The 19,849-nt window shown below is 53.5% G+C and carries 20 protein-coding genes and 1 riboswitch; all 20 genes read left to right on the top strand.

Annotation, left to right across the window (positions count from 1 at the left end):
• The coding region (gene hisG, locus AQR02_RS34975) for an ATP phosphoribosyltransferase (protein ID WP_245237758.1) at positions 1-308 on the top strand (308 nt) is incomplete at its 5' end.
• Positions 309-355: 47 nt separating this feature from the next.
• The gene (hisD, locus tag AQR02_RS26710; RefSeq protein ID WP_054943386.1) at positions 356-1,666 is read left to right on the top strand and encodes a histidinol dehydrogenase; all 1,311 of its coding nucleotides are present in this window, start codon (positions 356-358) and stop codon (positions 1,664-1,666) included.
• A complete protein-coding gene (hisB, locus tag AQR02_RS26705; protein WP_054943385.1) occupies positions 1,656-2,267 on the top strand; it encodes an imidazoleglycerol-phosphate dehydratase HisB in 612 nt (203 codons plus the stop codon). Before hisD ends, hisB begins: the two co-directional genes overlap by 11 nt.
• Before the next feature lies 1 nt (position 2,268).
• Positions 2,269-2,892 (top strand): imidazole glycerol phosphate synthase subunit HisH, encoded by a 624-nt coding sequence (gene hisH / locus AQR02_RS26700; protein WP_054943384.1) that lies wholly within the window; start codon positions 2,269-2,271, stop codon positions 2,890-2,892.
• Between the two features lie 41 nt (positions 2,893-2,933).
• Positions 2,934-3,671, top strand: a complete 738-nt coding sequence (gene hisA, locus AQR02_RS26695; protein ID WP_054943383.1) for a 1-(5-phosphoribosyl)-5-[(5-phosphoribosylamino)methylideneamino]imidazole-4-carboxamide isomerase — start codon at positions 2,934-2,936, stop codon at positions 3,669-3,671.
• Between the two features lie 265 nt (positions 3,672-3,936).
• Positions 3,937-4,695 (top strand): imidazole glycerol phosphate synthase subunit HisF, encoded by a 759-nt coding sequence (gene hisF / locus AQR02_RS26690; RefSeq protein WP_054943382.1) that lies wholly within the window; start codon positions 3,937-3,939, stop codon positions 4,693-4,695.
• A complete protein-coding gene (hisIE, locus tag AQR02_RS26685) occupies positions 4,692-5,393 on the top strand; it encodes a bifunctional phosphoribosyl-AMP cyclohydrolase/phosphoribosyl-ATP diphosphatase HisIE (RefSeq protein WP_054943381.1) in 702 nt (233 codons plus the stop codon). Before hisF ends, hisIE begins: the two co-directional genes overlap by 4 nt.
• 17 nt (positions 5,394-5,410) lie before the next feature.
• Positions 5,411-6,238 (top strand): histidinol-phosphatase HisJ, encoded by an 828-nt coding sequence (gene hisJ, locus AQR02_RS26680; RefSeq protein WP_054943380.1) that lies wholly within the window; start codon positions 5,411-5,413, stop codon positions 6,236-6,238.
• A gap of 23 nt (positions 6,239-6,261) precedes the next feature.
• Complete coding sequence (locus AQR02_RS26675; RefSeq protein ID WP_054943379.1) at positions 6,262-7,212, top strand: ribose-phosphate diphosphokinase; 951 nt, start codon at positions 6,262-6,264, stop codon at positions 7,210-7,212.
• A 248-nt stretch (positions 7,213-7,460) separates the two neighbouring features.
• Positions 7,461-9,209, top strand: a complete 1,749-nt coding sequence (locus AQR02_RS26670; RefSeq protein ID WP_054943378.1) for a tetratricopeptide repeat protein — start codon at positions 7,461-7,463, stop codon at positions 9,207-9,209.
• A 169-nt stretch (positions 9,210-9,378) separates the two neighbouring features.
• Complete coding sequence (gene trxB / locus AQR02_RS26665; protein ID WP_054943377.1) at positions 9,379-10,332, top strand: thioredoxin-disulfide reductase; 954 nt, start codon at positions 9,379-9,381, stop codon at positions 10,330-10,332.
• Positions 10,333-10,407: 75 nt separating this feature from the next.
• Positions 10,408-10,514, top strand: a riboswitch (TPP riboswitch).
• Positions 10,515-10,634: 120 nt separating this feature from the next.
• Positions 10,635-12,320, top strand: coding sequence for a phosphomethylpyrimidine synthase ThiC (gene thiC, locus AQR02_RS26655; RefSeq protein ID WP_054943375.1), 1,686 nt, complete (start codon positions 10,635-10,637; stop codon positions 12,318-12,320).
• Between the two features lie 189 nt (positions 12,321-12,509).
• Entirely contained in the window at positions 12,510-12,737 is a 228-nt protein-coding gene (locus AQR02_RS26650; protein WP_054943374.1) for a DUF1858 domain-containing protein, read from the top strand.
• A gap of 30 nt (positions 12,738-12,767) precedes the next feature.
• Entirely contained in the window at positions 12,768-14,027 is a 1,260-nt protein-coding gene (locus AQR02_RS26645; protein WP_054943373.1) for a DUF438 domain-containing protein, read from the top strand.
• A gap of 324 nt (positions 14,028-14,351) precedes the next feature.
• Complete coding sequence (locus AQR02_RS26640; RefSeq protein WP_054943372.1) at positions 14,352-15,302, top strand: ROK family glucokinase; 951 nt, start codon at positions 14,352-14,354, stop codon at positions 15,300-15,302.
• Positions 15,303-15,347: 45 nt separating this feature from the next.
• Positions 15,348-16,247: an RNase adapter RapZ gene (gene rapZ / locus AQR02_RS26635; protein ID WP_054943371.1), complete on the top strand. Its 900-nt coding sequence runs from the start codon at positions 15,348-15,350 to the stop codon at positions 16,245-16,247.
• Positions 16,248-16,304: 57 nt separating this feature from the next.
• Positions 16,305-17,240 (top strand): gluconeogenesis factor YvcK family protein, encoded by a 936-nt coding sequence (locus AQR02_RS26630; RefSeq protein ID WP_167347645.1) that lies wholly within the window; start codon positions 16,305-16,307, stop codon positions 17,238-17,240.
• Positions 17,241-17,276: 36 nt separating this feature from the next.
• The gene (whiA, locus tag AQR02_RS26625) at positions 17,277-18,206 is read left to right on the top strand and encodes a DNA-binding protein WhiA (protein WP_054943369.1); all 930 of its coding nucleotides are present in this window, start codon (positions 17,277-17,279) and stop codon (positions 18,204-18,206) included.
• A 97-nt stretch (positions 18,207-18,303) separates the two neighbouring features.
• A complete protein-coding gene (locus tag AQR02_RS26620) occupies positions 18,304-18,573 on the top strand; it encodes an HPr family phosphocarrier protein (RefSeq protein WP_019914358.1) in 270 nt (89 codons plus the stop codon).
• Positions 18,574-18,778: 205 nt separating this feature from the next.
• A complete protein-coding gene (locus tag AQR02_RS26615; RefSeq protein WP_054943368.1) occupies positions 18,779-19,537 on the top strand; it encodes an SIMPL domain-containing protein in 759 nt (252 codons plus the stop codon).
• Positions 19,538-19,849: the final 312 nt, after the last annotated feature.

The following is a 19,849-nucleotide window of genomic DNA, read 5'->3' as shown; positions in this document are numbered from 1 at the left end:
TGGCTACCAAATATCCGAATGTCGCCTCACGGTATTTCCGTGAGCAGGGCCAGCAGGTGGAGGTCGTGAAGCTGAACGGCTCGATAGAGCTTGCACCGCTGATTGGTTTGGCTGACCGTATTGTAGACATGGTGGAGACCGGACAGACCCTGAAGGATAACGGTCTGGTGGAGATGGAGAGCATCTTTGAGATCACTAGCCGGCTGGTGGCCAACCGTGTAAGTTACCGGATGAAGAATGCAGAAATCCAGCAGCTGTGCGACCGTCTGCAGGCGGTTATCGGCGAGCCGGGATTGCAGTTGAGATAAATAAGGACAGCTATAAGCAGCTGAGGTTGTAAAAGGGGGAAGCAGCGGTGAAGGTACAATCGAGCAAGGATTTCAAGCTGCAGCGGGAAGTGGAATACGGAACGCCGGAGCAGAATGAAACGGTAAAACAAATCGTAGCTGATATCAAAACAGAAGGCGACGCTGCGCTGCTCCGTTATACGGAGCGGTTTGACCGCACGATGCTTACAGCGTCGGAGCTGCGGGTGACCGAAGAAGAACTCCAGGCTGCCTACAGCCGGGTGGAGGATTCGTTCGTCACTGCGATCCGCGCTGCCGCAGCCAATATCCGGGCATTTCATGCCCGTCAGAAGCGCAGCTCCTGGATGGATCTGCAGCCGGACGGCACGATCCTCGGACAGATCATCCGCCCGCTTAAGCGGGTGGGCGTCTATGTTCCCGGCGGCACGGCGGCTTATCCGTCCTCCGTGCTGATGAACGTCATCCCGGCGCAGATTGCCGGCGTACCGGAGATCGTGATGGTCACCCCGCCGGCTACCGGCGGCAAGGTGGGCATCGATCCCTACATCCTCGTCGCCGCCGCGGAGGCAGGCGTGAGCGAGATTTACCGGGTGGGCGGCGCTCAGGCGGTCGCCGCACTCGCCTTCGGCACGGAATCCATCGCGCCGGTCGATAAGATCTGCGGGCCGGGCAACATCTACGTGGCCCTGGCCAAACGCGAGGTCTACGGCGCTGTCGATATCGACAGCATCGCCGGACCGAGCGAGATCGTCGTGCTCGCCGACGATACCGCCGAGCCGGCCTACATCGCGGCCGACCTGCTCTCCCAGGCCGAGCATGATACCATGGCCTCGGCCATCCTGGTGACGCCATCGCAGAGCCTGGCGGACACCGTGGCTGCCGAAGTAGAACGGCAGCTGCAGGAACTGCCGCGCGAAGCGGTGGCACGCGCCTCCGTAGAGAACCACGGCGCGATTATCGTCGTGGAATCGCTGCAGGAGGGCATCGCCGTAGTCAACCGGCTGGCGCCGGAGCATTTGGAGATTGTAGCGGAGGATCCGATGGGGCTGCTCGGCAGCATCGAGAATGCCGGAGCCATCTTCCTCGGTCCCTACAGCTCGGAGCCGGTCGGCGATTATTTTGCCGGACCGAATCATATTATACCGACCAACGGCACGGCACGTTTCTCGTCACCGGTCGATGTGGATGATTTTATTAAGAAATCAAGTCTGATCTATTACAGCAAGGAAGCGCTCCTGCGCGACGGGGAGACGATTATGGAGCTGGCCAGACGTGAGGGCCTTGAGGGCCATGCCCGGGCGATTCAAATCAGACTGGAGAACGAAGCGAAGGGTGGAGCAGAAGAAGATGGAGAATAACAACAACGAGCTGGCAGAACGCAAAGCCGGTCTGAGCCGCAAAACCAATGAAACGGATATTACCCTGTCTCTCGGCGTAGATGGCAGCGGTGTTGTTGAGCTGGAGACGGATGTGCCTTTTCTGAACCATATGCTGGATTTGTTCGCGAAGCACGGCCAATTCGATCTTTCGGTGCAGGCGCGCGGGGATATTGATATTGATGATCACCACACCGTAGAAGATATCGGAATCTGTCTGGGACAGGCACTCCGTGAGGCGCTGGGCGACAAAAAGGGCATTAAGCGTTATGCGAGTGTGTTCATTCCGATGGATGAGGCGCTGGCTCAGGTGGTTATCGACATCAGCAACCGGCCGCATTTTGAATACCGGGCTGAGTATCCTTCACAGCAGGTGGGGAGCTTCTCCACGGAGCTGGTTCAAGAGTTTCTCTGGAAGTTCGCGCTGGAGGCGCGGATTACGCTGCATGTGATCGTGCACTACGGCTCCAATACCCATCATATGATTGAGACGGTATTCAAGGCGCTCGGCCGGGCGCTGGATGAAGCGACGCTGATTGATCCGCGTGTAAAGGGTGTGCCTTCTACGAAGGGAGTGCTGTAGGATGACCGTTGCAATCGTCGATTACGGCATGGGCAACCTGCATAGTGTCAGTAAAGCGGTGGAACGGCTCGGTTACGAGAGCCTGGTGACGGGCGATCCGGAAGAGATTTTTGCTGCCGACAGTGTCATTCTGCCTGGAGTCGGCGCGTTTGGTGATGCAATGGATCAGCTGCGGAGCAGCGGTCTCGATGTTATAGTCAAGGAAGCCGCTGCTGGCGGCCAGCCATTGCTGGGCATCTGCCTGGGCATGCAGCTGCTGTTCAGCAGCAGTGAGGAGTACGGCGAGCACACCGGACTGGACATCCTGCCTGGCTCGGTCGTGCTGTTTGCCCCCCGGGTCGGATACAAGGTGCCGCATATGGGCTGGAACAAGCTGAGCTTCCTGCAGCCGCAGAGTCCGCTGCTTACAAATCTTACTGAGGGACATGTGTATTTCGTCCACTCCTATCATGTGCAGATGGGGCGTGAAAGCGACTTGCTCGCTGTGACAGATTACGGGCATCCGGTAACGGCAGTGGTCGGACGGGACAATGTGTTCGGAATGCAGTTTCATCCGGAAAAGAGCGGTGAACTGGGAATGAAGCTGCTGGGCAATTTTTTGCAGTTGAAGAGAGAGCGGGCGTAAGCCCGCTATAAATATATTGTAAGGAAAGCGGGGAGCGTCAGATGTCTTCTTTTATCGTTTATCCGGCGATTGATATCCGGGATGGAAAGTGTGTGAGACTGCAGCAGGGCGATTACGCCCAGGAGACCATTTATAACGACAGCCCGGTGCAGGTGGCTAAATCATGGGAAGAGCAGGGTGGCCAGTTCATCCATCTCGTCGATTTGGACGGTGCGAAGGCCGGACATCCGGTCAATGATGCCATCATCGGTGCCATCGCCAAAAACGCGGGTGTTCCCGTGCAGGTCGGCGGCGGACTGCGTACGCTGGCTGATGTGGAGAAGCTGCTGGGCCTTGGCGTCAGCCGGGTGATTATCGGGACAGCGGCTATCAATGACCATGCCTTTACGGAGGCCGTGCTGGCCAAATACGGCGATAAAGTAGCGATTGGCATCGATGCCCGGAACGGCTATGTGGCCACGCACGGCTGGCTGAATACCTCTGAAGTGCGTGCGGAGGATTTAGCGAAGGAGCTCGCGGCCAAGGGTGCTGAGACGTTCATCTATACAGATATCTCCCGCGACGGCATGATGCAGGGTCCGAATATAGAGGGAATTCTGTCGATGGCTGCTGCGAGCGGACGGACGGTTATCGCCTCCGGCGGGGTTACCAGCCTGGATGATCTGCTGCGGCTTAACGTACATAGCGGCAGCGGTATTGGCGGAGCGATTGTCGGCAAGGCGCTGTATACCGGCAATATTAAGCTTACCGAAGCGCTGTCGGCGCTGGGGCAGAAATAGTTGAGTCAACCAACCGGACACCTTGTATTTAGAAAAAAGGTTCAGCATGAAGCGCTGCAGTAAAGCGTGTTCCCGTAGGGAACGAAAGCGCTCCATGCTCAAGCAGGTAGACCCATGCAGCGATTGCTGCTCCTAAGCCCCATTCCGGGTGTCCAGAGGGCCGGGGCCCTTGGGGTCCCCCTTGGCTAAGGGGGATTTAGGGGGATCGAAAAGTTTTTCACATGAAAAGGTTTTAAATTTGAAAAGCCTCTGGAGGTGTTGCTAGATGTTAGCCAAACGCATCATTCCCTGTCTTGATGTGAAGGACGGGCGGGTAGTCAAGGGTGTGAATTTCGTTAATCTGCGTGATGCCGGGGACCCGGTGGAGCTGGCGGCGCTGTATGACCGCGAAGGTGCCGATGAACTGGTGTTTCTGGATATCTCCGCTTCGGTGGAAGGGCGGGCTACTATGGTTGAAGTGGTCCGGCAGACTGCAGGTGAGATCGCGATTCCCTTTACCGTTGGAGGCGGAATATCGACCGTGGATGATATGAAGCGGATTCTGCGTGCCGGTGCGGATAAAATCGGCATCAACACGGCCGCGGTCAATAATCCGCAGCTTATTCTGGAAGGCGCGCGCCGCTTCGGCTCCCAGTGTATTGTGGTGGCAATGGATGCCAAATATAATGAGGCATGGGGCGAATGGGAAGTGTACACGCACGGAGGACGTAAGCCGACGGGGATCCGGGCCCTGGCCTGGGCCAAAGAAGCGGAGACCATGGGTGCCGGTGAGATCCTGCTGACCAGCATGGATGCTGACGGGACCAAGGACGGCTTCGACTTGAAGCTGACAGCTGCTGTAAGTGATTTGCTGAGCATCCCTGTAATCGCCTCGGGCGGTGCCGGGAACATTGACCATTTTTACGATGTATTTACCGAGGGTAAAGCCGATGCCGGACTGGCGGCTACGATTTTTCATTATAAAGAGATTGCCATTCATGATCTGAAGGCAGATTTGAAGTCTAAAGGGGTAGAAATCCGATGAGCCAAGAACAAGAAGACATTATCCAAGGTATCCGCTGGAATGAATCGGGACTGCTGCCTGCCGTTGTACAGGATGCACGCAGCCTTGAGGTCCTTATGTTTGCTTATATGAATCCGGAGTCGCTGCGGCTGTCGCTGGAGAGCGGCCAGACCTGGTTCTGGAGCCGTTCGCGCAGCGAGCTGTGGCATAAAGGCGGAACTTCCGGCAATACCCAGGCTATTACTTCTATCTATTATGATTGCGACAGTGATACCCTGCTTGTGAAGGTGCTGCCGGAGGGCCCGGCCTGCCATACAGGGGAGAATACATGCTTTTACCGCGAAATCCCGCTTAGCCACCCGGCAGTTGCGGCGCAAGGGACAGAACCAGCCCGGACCGCAGCCGAACAGGCTGACGAAGGACGATTCGCTGTATTGGGCGAGCTGGAACGGGTCATTGCCGAGCGGGAAATCGAGCGTCCAGAGGGCGCCTATACAACCTATCTGTTTGATAAAGGTGTAGACAAGATTCTGAAGAAGGTGGGCGAAGAAGCATCGGAAACGATTATCGCCGCCAAAAATAAAGACAACGCCGAGCTGCGCCTGGAGGTCAGTGACCTGATCTATCACCTGCTCGTGCTGCTTCAGGAGCGCAAGCTCCCGCTGGATGAGATTATGGAAGAGCTGAGTGCCCGCCACGAACGGCCGCGCCGCGACTAGAAGGGAGCCTTTACAGCATGCATATAGATTACCATACCCATCATGAGCGCTGCGGGCATGCCGTTGGGAAGTTGGAGGAGTATGTGCAGCGCGGTATAGAGCTCGGGCTCCAGCAGCTCGGATTGTCTGATCATCTGCCGCTGATTCATGTTGATCCGGAGAGCTACTATCCAGAGATGGCTATGCCGCTCGCCGAGCTGCCGCGTTATGTTGAAGAATGCCTGACACTGAAGGAACGCTACCGCGGGATCATTGAGTTGCGGGTCGGGCTGGAGGCGGATTATATTGAGGGCTATGAGGAGCAGATCCGCGAGCTTTTGTCGCCTTATCCGTGGGATTATCTGATCGGTTCGGTGCATTTTCTGGGGGAATGGGATATCACGGATCACCGGCAGACCCATGGCTGGGAAGGCAAGGATGTAATGGAGGTATACCGCCGTTATTATGATGCTGTAAGGAAGTCGGCGTTATCGGGATTATATGATATTATAGGACATATGGATGTGATAAAACGGTTCGGGTTCGGCCCGCAGACCCAGGAGGACAAAGCCGAAGCGAGAGAACTGGAGCGGAGTGCCCTGGAAGCGATAGCTGCCAGCGGAATTGCCATGGAGCTTAATGCTTCCGGGCTGACCAAGCCATGCGCTGAAATGTTTCCGGCGGAGCATGTGCTGCAGCAGGCACATACTCTAGCTATCCCGCTTACACTAGGCTCTGATGCCCATGACCCGGCCAAGCTGGGAGACGGGCTGCAGGAGGCCCGCAGCCTGTTGTGGCGCACAGGCTTCCGTGAGCTGGCGGTGTTTGAAGGCCGGCGCCGGACATCCGTTCCGTTCCAACTATAAATTATGATCCCCAGGAGGGTACTATGCAGCATCATCAATTGCGTATTTTTTCCGGTTCGTCGAATCCGAAGCTGGCCGCAGACATTGCGGAGCGTCTTGGTGCACCCCTCGGCCAAATTAAGCTGACCCGTTTCAAGAGCGGCGAGATTTATGTGCATTATGAAGAGAGCATCCGGAACTGCGACGTATTTTTGGTGCAATCCCTCGCTCATCCTATTAATGAGCTGTTCGTAGAGCTGCTCGTTATGATTGATGCGGCCAAACGCGCCTCAGCCAGAACAGTGAATATTATTGTCCCTTACTACGGCTATGCCCGGCAGGAACGCAAATCCGCACCGCGCGAGCCGATCTCGGCCAAAATGGTTGCCGATGTGCTGACCACTGCAGGCGCTACCCGTGTGATTACAATCGACCTGCATGCGGCGGCGATCCAGGGCTTCTTCAATATTCCGGTGGATCATCTAACCGCACTCGATCTGATCAGCGGCTATCTGAAGGTGAAGGGCATCTCCAATCCTGTGGTCGTTTCGCCCGATGCGGGACGCGCCTCCATGGCCGAGAAGCTCGCCAGCCGGCTTGACTCGCCGTTTGCCATTATGATCAAGAAGCGCCCGGCCCACAATGAATCGGTGATCACCCATGTGATTGGCGATGTTGAGGGACGGACACCGGTTATTATCGAGGATCTGATTGATACCGGTACGACGATTGTGAATGTGGTAGAGGGTCTTAAGGAACGTGGAGCCAAGAACAGCATCGTCTGTGCAACACATGGCCTATTCTCCGGCGACGCGCTGTCCCGCATGGACCATGAGAATATCGACGAAGTGGTCGTCACGGATTCAATTGCACTGCCGGACGATCATTCCATCCGGTACAAGGTCCTATCGGTAGCACCGATGCTGGCTGAAGCCACGCGCATTATTATTGAAGGCGGTTCAATCGATAAATTATTCAGAGACGCGGGAATTTAATTTCCCGTGTTTTTTTCTGAAATGAGGTATGGAAGCAGCTATCCTGACCGCTTCATCTTTTTTCCTGCGGGGCCGCTTCCCTTAGCTTGAGAATCCCCCTGCCACATGTGGTATACTGTGTGAAGGCAGCTACGGCCAGAAATGGAAACGATAGAATGCTTAAGGTGGGAGCTCGGGGTGCCGCTTAGGCGCTGCTCTCCTATTTTTGTGAGGATAAGGAAGCTTATAAAGGGAGGTGCCTTGCTTCCATGATTGAGAGAACTTCAGATGACACGGAGTCCTGCAATGTAATTCCGGTTACTCTGGATGCCAATTTTTTCTTTGAAAGAGCCGTACGGTCGCTGGACCGCTTTCAATATGATAAGGCATTAAAGAATTTTCGCAAAGCCGTCGAATATGAGCCGGACAATCCGGTAAATCACTGTAACATGGCGGGTATATTATCTGAGATGGGCAATTATCAAGCATCCAATGATATTTTGACCCATGTGCTGGAAAAGATTGATCCCGCCATGACGGAATGCCACTTCTATATGGCTAACAATTATGCCAATATGGAGAGCTTTGAAGAAGCAGAGCGCTCGCTGGTCACGTATCTGCAAGAAGATGCAGCCGGCGAGTATCTGGCAGAGTCTGAGGAATTGATGGAGCTGCTGCAATATGAGCTTGACCGTCCTGCGCCGCTAAGCCGCATCCGCAGCCGGGAGGGGGTCGTAGAGCATGACCGTGCCCGGAGTCTGCTGGAGGAAGGGAAATTTCCTCAGGCAGTCAAACTGCTCGAAGAGATCGTGAAGAACACACCGGATTTTCTTGCAGCACACAACAACCTGGCGTTGGCCTATTTCTATATGGGCCGCTTCGTCAAAGCCAAGGAGTGTCTGGGCGAGGTGCTGGAACAGGACCCGGGTAACCTGCACGCTCTTTGCAATATGGCGATTTTTCTGCAGTATGCCGGAGATCAGGACCAGCTTGCCGCTCTGCTGCGGATGCTGGAAGCGACTGTGCCCTTTCATCAGGAGCATGTTTTCAAAATGGCTACAACGATGGGCATCCTGGGCAGACACAAAACGGCCTACGGCCATTTCCGCCGTCTGCTGAAGGATGAAGAGGTGGGCGGAGATGCCAGCCTCTATCATTACTGTGCCGCTGCCGCAAGCAACAGCGGGCTCTACGGTGAGGCGCTGCGATGCTGGAGGCAGGCCGCTAAGCTCGATCCGGAATCAGCAGTGCCGGGATTCTTCCTGTCACAGCTGCAGCAGGCACTGGCTGAAGACCGGGCGATGTCGCCGGTCAGCTATAACTACCAGCTGCCTTTTCAGGAGCAGCTTAAACAATGGAAAGACAATACCAGCAGCTTCACAGCAGAAGTCCGGAGCAATCCGCTGCTGCGCGCGTCGTTCTTCTGGGCGCTGCGCTACGGTGACTCCGGTACCAAGCTGCAGGTCACTGAGGCGCTCCGCTGGATTGAGGATGAGGAGATGTCCGAAGTACTGCGGGAACTGCTGGAGCAGGAGCCGCTTCAGGAGGATAAGCTGCAGGAGGCAGCGCTGCTTAGCCTGCAGCGGCTGATCGGCAGCGGTCCGGAGGAGGACGTGGCTCTCCAGGAAGAGCGGGAGGTAGCACCGGCTCCGTCTCATAAGGGTCTGCCGGAGTGGAAAGAAGACTGGCAGCGGATTGTTGATCATACGCTGGCCATGATGGACCGGAGATACGATGCCCTTCAGAAGAAGGATGCGGAGAATCTCTGGAAGCAGTTCATCGGCAGCCTGTATCCCGATGTGCCCCGCTTCAGCCACACAGAAGGCTGGTGTGCTGCACTGGAATACTTAACATCCAAGCAGCACAGCCGTCCGGTGACTTACCGTGAGGTGGCCCAGCGTTATGATGTCTCTGCCTCGATGGTCAGCCGGTATGCACGGCGGATCGACAGCGCGTGCGGCACCTTGAATCTGATTGCGGAGCCGGGAGACTTGTCCCCTTCCACAGAGAAGATATAAGGGCATGAACCGCCGCCCTCAAGTAAGTAATAAGCAACCAGGTATAAATGATGCACGATTCTGCATCCTTATATTGTTCACCGGAAACGCGGATCAGGCTGCTTCATAGAAGCCCACACAGCCGTTTCTTCGAAGTAAATAATCACCCACTTGTAAGGAGGCCAATGTGATGTACAAAACGATTGTAATCGGAACAGGCCCGGCAGGGCTGACTGCCGCAATTTATTTGGCACGCGCCAACCTTAGCCCGCTCGTAATTGAAGGCTTGCAGCCGGGAGGACAACTGACAACGACGACAGAAGTGGAGAATTTTCCGGGCTTTCCTGAAGGCATTCTTGGACCCGATCTGATGGACAATATGCGCAAGCAGGCTGAACGTTTCGGTGCAGAGTTCAAGAACGGCTGGGTGGATTCTGTGGATTTCTCGCAGCGGCCTTTCAAAGTAACCGTGGATGGGCTTGGTGTACTGGAGGCAGAGTCGGTTATTATTTCGACCGGTGCTTCCGCCAGATATCTGGGTATTCCCGGCGAGCAGGAGAATGTGGGGCGCGGGGTCAGCACATGCGCTACCTGTGACGGCTTCTTTTTCCGCGGCAAGAAGATTATTGTTGTCGGCGGCGGAGACTCCGCGATGGAGGAAGCCAGCTTCCTGACCCGCTTTGCCTCCAGTGTAACTTTGGTGCACCGCCGCGAGGAGCTGCGCGCTTCGAAGATTATGCAGGACCGGGCGCGTGAGAACAGCAAGGTGGCCTGGGCGCTTAACCGTACACCGCTGGAAGTGACCGTTAGCGATACGGGAGTCAAAGGGCTGACTGTGCGCAACAATGAGACAGGTCTGGAAGAGCTGCTGGAAGCGGACGGTGTGTTCGTGGCAATCGGGCACACACCGAACACGGCATTCCTGGGCGGACAGATTACGACGGATGCTAACGGGTACATTGTCGTCAACCCGGGCACGACCGAAACGAACATTCCGGGCGTCTTTGCATGCGGAGACGTGCAGGATACCCGTTACCGTCAGGCGATCTCCGCAGCCGGAACCGGATGCATGGCGGCTATGGATGCCGAGAAGTTCCTGGAAGGCACCATGGTGCATGACTGGAGCGAAACGCTGGATAAATGAGGATGAATCCTCGCCTTTATATTCAGCCGTTGACAGAGCATATCCGGGTAGAGTAGATTTAATGTAATTTAATAAGATGCCCACTAGGGGAGCCTGAATTGGCTGAGACGGAAAAAGTGAATTTCCGGACCCTTGAACCTGATCTGGATCATACCAGCGTAGGAAAGTGGAGCCGGACTTTTATTTCGTATAGCCTTCTTTGGCTGTTCTCAGATAAAGCCGCTCCAGGTGGAGCGGCTTTTTTGCTGCATATTCTTATTCAAAGACCACGTGTGAACACACCAATCTGAGGAGGAGAAACAATGCCAGGAACAGTGAAGCAGGAAAACGTAAATCTTTCGGGATTTCCGGGAAGCCGTAAAGTTTATGTAGAGGGTTCACGCCCGGACATCCAAGTCCCGATGCGTGAGATTAGTCTTACCCCTACTAGGGGAAGCGCCGGCGAAGAAAAAAATGCGCCAGTGCGTGCGTACGATACGAGCGGTTTATATACTGATGACTTTGAACAAACGGATATACGGAAAGGACTGCCGCCTCACCGGTTAGCCTGGATTGCAGAACGCGGGGATTCGGAAGAGTACGAGGGAGCAGCCCCGCAGGATGAGGATAAAGGAAACGCCGCGGCCTGCGTGACAGAGAGCTTTCCGGGATTGCAGCGGCGGCCTCTAAAGGCGCGTCCAGGTGCCAATGTGACCCAGCTGCATTATGCGCGGAAGGGAATCATTACCCCGGAGATGGAATATATTGCGATCCGCGAGAACATGAGTCCTGAATTTGTGAGGGATGAAGTAGCTGCCGGACGTGCAATCATACCTGCTAATCTCAACCACCCGGAAAGTGAGCCCATGATTATCGGCCGTAATTTCCTGGTGAAGATTAACGCCAATATCGGTAATTCCGCAGTTTCCTCCTCCATCGAAGAGGAAGTGGAGAAAATGAGATGGGCTACCCGCTGGGGGGCAGACACGATAATGGATCTCTCCACCGGTAAAAAAATTCATGCCACCCGCGAATGGATTATCCGCAATTCTCCTGTACCGATCGGCACCGTTCCGATTTACCAGGCACTTGAAAAGGTAAACGGTAAAGCTGAAAATCTGACCTGGGAGATTTACCGCGACACCCTCATTGAACAGGCGGAGCAGGGTGTGGACTACTTTACCATTCATGCCGGAGTGCTGCTGCGCTATATTCCGCTTACGGCCGGACGAATGACCGGGATTGTCTCCCGGGGCGGCTCCATTATGGCTGCATGGTGCCTTGCCCATCATCAGGAGAGTTTCTTATATACACATTTCGAGGACATTTGCGAAATTATGAAGACCTACGACATCGCAATTTCGCTGGGCGACGGATTGCGGCCGGGCTCGATTGCCGATGCCAATGACGAAGCCCAGTTTGCTGAGTTGGAAACGCTGGGGGAGCTTACGGAAATCGCCTGGAAGCATGATGTTCAAGTTATGGTGGAGGGTCCGGGTCATGTGCCGATGCATAAAATCAAGGAGAACATGGATAAACAGCTGGACATCTGTCGGGAAGCCCCTTTTTATACACTGGGCCCGTTAACCACGGATATTGCTCCCGGCTATGACCATATCACCTCAGCAATTGGCGCAGCCATGATCGGCTGGTTCGGAACGGCGATGCTCTGTTATGTGACTCCCAAAGAGCATCTGGGGCTCCCTGATAAAAATGATGTGCGTGAAGGCGTGATTACCTACAAAATCGCTGCCCATGCAGCCGATCTGGCCAAAGGGCATCGGGGTGCCCAGGACCGTGACAATGCGCTGTCCAAAGCACGGTTTGAATTCCGCTGGCGCGACCAGTTCCATCTGGCGCTGGATCCGGAGCGGGCCCTGGAGTATCACGATGCGACCCTTCCCGCAGAAGGAGCCAAGACGGCGCATTTCTGCTCGATGTGCGGTCCGAACTTCTGCAGTATGCGGATTTCCCACGGCATTCAAGAATCAATGAACCAGCTCACCTAACAGGTGAAATACTAGGCTGTCTCCCAGGCTGTAAAGGCTGAGGGAGACGGCTTTTTTTTGTCCGGTCATCTTGTCCGGAGGTGTAGCCGCTTCTTTTTAAAACTTAGTGATTGCAATCACTATTCGTTCTAAGGGCCTATGCTAAGCTGTTGTTGAGAAGAATTCTCATTAAAAAAAGGAATGGTGCACATGAACAAAGTGCTGAGAATGGATGAATCCATATTCGAGCTGGTAAGCCGGCATCCTGAGGTTACCGACATTATGGTGGAGCTGGGGTTTCATGATATTGCGAAGCCGGGGATGCTGCAGACAGCAGGCCGGTTCATGACCCTGTCGAAGGGAATTAAGCTGCGGAGAATGGACCCGGATACCGTGCGGCAGACGTTTAAACGCCATGGTTTTGAGGTTCTTGAATAGAGCAATTAATACGGATAAGGAGCGATACCAATGAGTGAACTGATCAATAACCGTGAAGTGGACGTACCGGAACAGACCCGCCGCCAGGCGATGCTCAAGGAGATCATTAAAGAGCTGCACGCCGGTAAAAGTGTAGAGGAAGTCAAAGCGCGTTTTGCTGAAGCAGTGGGTGATGTGACGGTTGCTGAGATTTCTGCAATGGAGCATTCGCTGATGACAGAGGAGGGGATTCCGGTAGCGGAGGTGCAGCGGCTGTGTTCGGTGCATACGGCCATCTTCAAGGGCTCGATCGAACAGATTCACCGTTCCTCGCAGCCGGAGGAGCAGCCGGGCCATCCGGTGCATACCTTCAAGCTGGAGAACCGCGAAATCGAGCGGCTGGTGAATTTCCGTCTGGAGCTGCATGCCGGCAAGTTTCTGAAGAATGACAGCGAGGAGATCATCTTTAAGCTGCTGGAGGATCTCAGCCTGCTGCTGGATCTCGACAAGCATTACAGCCGCAAGGAGAATCTGCTGTTTCCTTATCTGGAGAAGTACGGGATTTACGGTCCGACCAAGGTAATGTGGGGAGTCGATGACGGCATCCGGGCCATGATCAAAGCAGCCAAGGCGGCGCTCAGCCAATACAGTGGGAATAAGGAAGAGATTGGTGCCCAGTTAGCAGAAATCATCAAGGAAGTAAACGAGATGATCTTTAAGGAAGAGAATATTTTGCTGCCCATGGCGCTCGATAAGCTGACCGAAGACGAATGGGTCAAAATCGCCCGGGAAAGTGGCGAGATCGGCTTCTGCCTGACCTCACCGGAGCAGGAGTGGATCCCGGAGCGTGCTGCTGAACCGGAAGGAGCCGCTGTGCAGGAAGAATCCGCAGGCGAAAGCCCGCAGGGCTTTATCCGTTTTGAAACAGGACTGCTGTCGCTCCATCAGCTGGAGACGGTGCTTAACCATCTGCCGGTGGATTTAACCTTCATTGACGAAAATGACGTTGTCCGTTATTTTTCACATGGTAAAGAACGGATTTTCGCCCGGACCAAGGCCGTTATTGGCCGTACGGTTCAGAACTGTCATCCGCCGCAAAGCGTACATGTGGTGGAGAAGCTGCTGGAGGACTTCAAGGCAGGGCGCAAGGATGCAGAGGATTTCTGGATTGCTATCAAGGATAAGTTTATTTATATCCGTTACTTCGCTGTCCGTGATGAAGCAGGCCGCTACATGGGCACACTGGAATTTACCCAGAATATTGCCCCGATCCGCGCGCTGGAAGGCCAGAAACGGATATTGTCGGAATAAGGCCACAACTTTACAGAGGTGCAAAAGGTGCGATGCAAGACAGATCGCGCTTTTTTGTGCGCTTTTAGACCGGAAGAATTCATTTGGGTTTAAGGGCCTGCCCGGATGAACAAGTCATAGATTCTGGTGATAGCGCATACAACGTTAATATGACTGGGGAGGTCCTTGCAAGTGTTCTCTTAGACCTGTCCGGATTTGATTATTCTGTGCTTGGGACAAAGGATACACCCGGGTGTGTCGTCATTCCTTGACCGCAGAGAAGGCTTCTATTATAGTGGGTACGTAGGATTAACTATTTTAGCATAGAAAAAGGTGGCTTGTTACATGTCTGAACATATCTACGTTGGCGTGGATTTAGGTGGAACCACGATTAAAGTTGGAATCTGCAATGCCGAGGGAACCCTGCTTCACACTTTTGAGGGACCTACGGGGACTGCAGATGGCGTCGATGCCGTTATCGATAATATCGAGAAGTATGTTCGCCAGATTGTGGAAGAATCCCCGTACTCTTGGGAACAGCTTGCCGGTGTAGGAGCAGGCCTGGCCGGATTTACGAATATTCGTGAAGGAATCATCATTCTTGCGCCTAACATAGGATTTAGAGATGTGCCGATCCGTTCTATTCTGGAAGGACGCCTTAACAAGCCTGTCAAAATAGACAACGATGCCAATGTGGCTGCACTGGGCGAGGCCTGGAGCGGCGCAGGACGCGGCATCGAGAATTGTGTCTGCTATACGCTGGGAACCGGTGTCGGCGGCGGAATCATTATTAACGGCAAGGTATACCAGGGATTCGCCGGTCTGGCCGGAGAGCTTGGCCACATTTCCGTTGTGCCTGATCTGGAAGCCATCCAGTGCGGCTGCGGCAATATGGGCTGTCTGGAAACGGTATCCTCTGCTACTGGCATTATCCGCATGGCTAATGATGCTGTATCCCGTGGAGACCGCACATCGCTATCCATGGTGGAGAAGATTGCTGCGAAGGAAGTATTTGATGCTGCCAAGGCCGGCGACGAAGTGGCTGTGCGCATCGTTAACCGTGCTGCCTTCTACCTGGGTAAATCGATGGCTGCAGTAGCGGCTGTGCTTAATCCGGAAGTATTTATCGTGGGCGGCGGGGTGTCCAAGGCTGGCGACATTCTGTTTGATGAGGTCCGCCGTGTATTCGCTAAGCTTGCTCCTGAGCCGCTGCAAAAAGGCGTTACCATTGTGCCGGCCGAGCTGGGAAATGATGCGGGTATTATTGGTGCAGCGGGTCTTCTGCTGCGTTCTTAAAAGACTGGAATTATTCATATACTATTCTAGGGAGGGGACGCTTTCATGACCGAATTGGAGCAATCCGGAGCGGCTGGTGCCACCCTGATCATTATTACGGGCATGTCGGGTGCAGGCAAAACCATTGCAGTACAGAGCCTGGAGGACCTGGGGTTCTTCTGTGTCGATAATCTGCCGCCGGTGCTGATTCCGAAGTTCGCCGAGCTGATTGAGCAGTCGAAGGGGAAGATCGCAAAGGTAGCGCTCGTAATTGATTTGCGGGGGCGGGAGTTTTTTACGGCTTTGTCAGAATCGCTGACCTACATCAAGAACGAGTCATCTATCGGCTGTGAAATTCTGTTTCTGGACGCCACCGATTCCGTGCTGGTGCAGCGCTACAAGGAAAGCCGGCGGCATCACCCGCTGGCTCCGAAGGGCATGCCGCTTGACGGCATCCGCCTGGAGCGCCAAATGCTGGAGGAGCTGAAGAATTCCGCCACTCTCTGTCTGGACACAAGCAGTATGAAGCCTGTGCAGCTTAAGGAGAAGATCGTTTCAAGATTTTCTCATCTTGGAAAAAGTACACTCTCCGTTAACATTACTTCGTTCGGATTCAAGTATGGGATTCCGATTGATGCAGACCTCGTGTTTGATGTTCGCTTTTTGCCTAATCCGCATTATGTGGATCAACTGCGGCCCAAGACTGGCCAGGACAGCGATGTTTACGAATATGTAATGAAATGGCCTGAAACGCAAGTTTTTCTGACCAAGCTGCTGGATATGCTTCACTTCCTGATTCCCCAGTACCGCAAGGAAGGCAAATCCCAGATTATTATCGGCATCGGCTGTACCGGCGGCAAACACCGTTCAGTAGCCATTGCAGAGTACCTGGGCAAAATGCTGGGAGTCAGTGAGACGGAAACGGTAGCGGTCAGCCATCGGGATTCCGAGCGTGATCGGCATTAACGAGAGAAGGGGTCAATTGTGGCTGAAGAACAAGACAAACGTCCGCGTATCGTCGTTATGGGCGGAGGTACGGGACTCTCTGTCATGCTTCGCGGATTGAAGGAAAAGCCGCTCGATATCACAGCGATAGTGACTGTGGCAGATGACGGAGGCAGCTCCGGGATTCTGCGGAGCGAGCTGCAGATGCCGCCTCCTGGTGACATCCGCAATGTGCTGACAGCGATGGCGGATGTGGAGCCACTGATGGAGCAGATTATGAGATACCGCTTCAGCTCTGGAGAAGGACTGGCCGGGCATAGTCTAGGCAATCTGATTCTGGCGGCGCTTACGGACATCTCCGGTGATTTTGTTACCGCGGTCCGTGAGCTTAGCCGGGTATTCGCCGTCCGCGGACGGGTACTGCCCGCTGCGGGTGATGCCGTGGTGCTGCACGCTGAAATGTCTGATGGTACCATTATTACCGGAGAGTCCAAAATACCGGAAGCCGGAGGCCGGATCAAACGCGTCTTTTTGGAGCCGGCTGATGTGGAACCGCTGCCGGAGGCGCTGGAGGCGATCCGGAATGCGGACGCCATTCTTTGCGGTCCAGGCAGCTTGTATACGAGTATTCTGCCCAATCTGCTCGTACCGAAGCTGGCGGAAGCCGTTGTAGAGTCCAAAGCGATTAAAATCTTTGTCTGCAATGTGATGACCCAGCCTGGAGAGACAGACAATTACACCGTAAGCGACCACCTTCAAGCCGTGTATGATCATATCGGCCTGCATTTGTTCGATTATGTCATTGTCAACGACGGGGAGATTCCGGAGCAGGTGCAGGTTAAATACGCTGAAAAGGGCGCACGTCCCGTGCTGCTTGACCGGGATGCGCTCGACGGCAACGGATACAAGGTTATTGCGGATAAGCTGGTATTATTCAAGACCTATTTAAGGCATGATACAGATAAGCTAAGTCATCATATCTACCAGCTGGTAGAGGACTGGATATCCAGATAGATTCACGGTTTAATGAACATGAAAGAGGTGAGCCCCTTGTCTTTTGCGGCCCTTACCAAAAAAGAGCTGACGATGGTGGAGAGCCAGCCATGCTGCGAGAAGGCAGAGATGTCAGCGCTGATCCGGATGAACGGTTCTGTGCAGCTTTCGAGCAAAAAGGTGGTTCTTGACATCTCGACGGAGAACGCCGCGATTGCAAGGCGGGTATATTCTTTGCTTAAGAAATATTACCAGGTCCATATCGAGCTGCTCGTGCGTAAAAAAATGCGTTTGAAGAAGAATAACGTCTATATTGTCCGAATTCCAAACCGCGTGCAGGAAATCCTGAAGGACCTGCGGATTGTCTCCGAAGGCTTCATCTTTACCGACGGGATCGATGAGGAGATCGTCGGGAAGAACTGCTGCAAACGGGCGTACCTCCGCGGAGCCTTTATGGCCGGCGGATCGGTGAACAATCCCGAGGGTTCCTCCTACCATTTGGAAATCGCTTCCATGTATGAAGAGCACTGCAAAGCACTGGTGGAACTGGCTGGTGAATTTCACCTGAACGCCCGTTGCATAGAGCGCAAGAAAGGCTTCATTCTATACATTAAGGAAGGCGAGAAGATCATCGAGTTCCTGAGCCTGATCGGTGCGCATCAAGCGCTGTTCAAGTTTGAGGATGTGCGGATTATGCGCGATATGCGCAATTCCGTGAACCGGATCGTCAACTGCGAAACGGCTAACCTGAACAAAACGATCAGTGCTGCGGTACGGCAGATTGAGAACATTAAGCTGCTGCAGCGCGAGGTGGGTCTGGAGAGTCTGCCGGATAAGCTCCGTGAGGTTGCGGAGATCAGACTGGCACATCCGGATATTAATCTCAAGGAAGTGGGCGAAATGCTCAAGGGAACGGTCAGTAAATCGGGAGTAAATCACCGTTTGCGCAAAATTGATGAGCTGGCGGATAAAGTCCGCGGAGGCTGATTATTTTTTTTCTAGTGTGGATGCGGTTATAATGATATAATATTATAAAATTAATGTGAAATTTTTGGGCAGATCTCAAATAGGGGGTAAGCGTTTCATGACAAAGCACCCGGTAGTTGTACGGTTGAAGACGGGGCTCCACGCTCGGCCGGCAGCATTGTTCGTGCAAGAAGCCAACAAGTTTTCGTCGGAGATTTTCGTGGAAAAAGACGATAAAAAGGTTAACGCCAAAAGCATCATGGGCATTATGAGCCTGGCGATCAGTTCCGGCACGGAGATTTATATTAGCGCGGATGGCGCCGATGCGGATCAAGCTGTAACCGCTTTGACAAGTCTTGTTAGTAAGGAAGAACTGGAGAACCAATAAGATTTCTAGCCAGACTTACTTATTCCGTATGACAAAAAGCCCTTCGGGGCTTTTTTTATTTGCCCGGGTATGCCAGATAACAGGTTTACGGAAATAATAATTAAAAAATTAAGCTCCGGAAATGCTGTAACAGATGCAACTTTTACCAAACAGGCCCGTCTAGAGGGTACCAAACATTATTAAGAATTGAAAGGGGATAGCAAGCATGAAGAAATGGGGCAAATCATTCGGAGCGGTGCTGCTGGCAGGAAGTTTAATAGTAGGGGGAATGGGGCTCAGCGGAGTGTTTAAAGGTCCTGAAAAGGCTTACGCGGCCGAGGATATCCAAAGAAATATTGTCAGCGTAACAGGCAAGGGCGAGCTGGCCATCAAGCCGGATATCGTATATCTGTCGATCGGTGTGACTTCGTCTGCTGCAACAGCACAGGATGCGCAAAAGGCTAATGGAGCCAAAATCGCCAAGCTGACCTCTCTGCTCAAGACAACCTGGGGTATTGCCGACAAGGATATCCAGAGCACACAATTCAGCGTACAGCCTAACTATACCTATAGTGAAAAAGACGGACAGCAGGTGAAAGGTTATATCGCACAGCACACCCTGCAGGTAGCTTACCGTGATCTGGAAAAAGTCGGTGCACTGCTGGATGCTGCTTCCACAGCGGGTGCGAACAACATCGGCAATGCACAGTTTGCGATTGAAGATCCTTCGGCATTTGAAGCTCAGGTCATTGAGAAAGCGATGGCTAACGCCGATGCAAAAGCGGCCGCAATTGCTAAAGCAGCTAAGCGCAGCCTAGGCTCGGTTGTTACGGTTATCCAGAACGATGACGGCAACCACCCGGTCATTTATATGGAGAATGCAGCCATGAGTAAAGTAGCTGCGGATACAGCCGGCGGGACATCTGTTGAGCCTGGTGAGGTTAAAGTTTCCACACAGCTTAACGTTGTTTACGAACTGAAATAAGAAACAGAATATTGGAGGCTCTGCTCCTGCCGTTACGGCGCAGCAGGGCCTCTTTTTCAGCGGGATTAGACCCTGGGGAGATATGAAATCTCTCATTTTGTTTAAAGAAATGTAACAAGAGCCTTTAAATATACAAGGAAAACTTAATAAACTGTAAGCGTCATTGTAACAATAGCGGCAGCTGCTGCCACTATAATAGTAAGAGCGGGCCGGGAAAGTAAACTTCCGGGTCTTACGGATTTACAACAAAATTAATCATCGTGCCGGCGGAAGGGGAAATCATTTGTGAATATTATCTCGAAGGAACAAGCC

Source organism: Paenibacillus ihuae, from assembly GCF_001368795.1.
Lineage (GTDB): Bacteria > Bacillota > Bacilli > Paenibacillales > Paenibacillaceae > Paenibacillus_AQ > Paenibacillus_AQ ihuae.
Note: the sequence above shows the minus strand (reverse complement) of the source record. Positions and strands in the feature narration are given on the sequence as shown.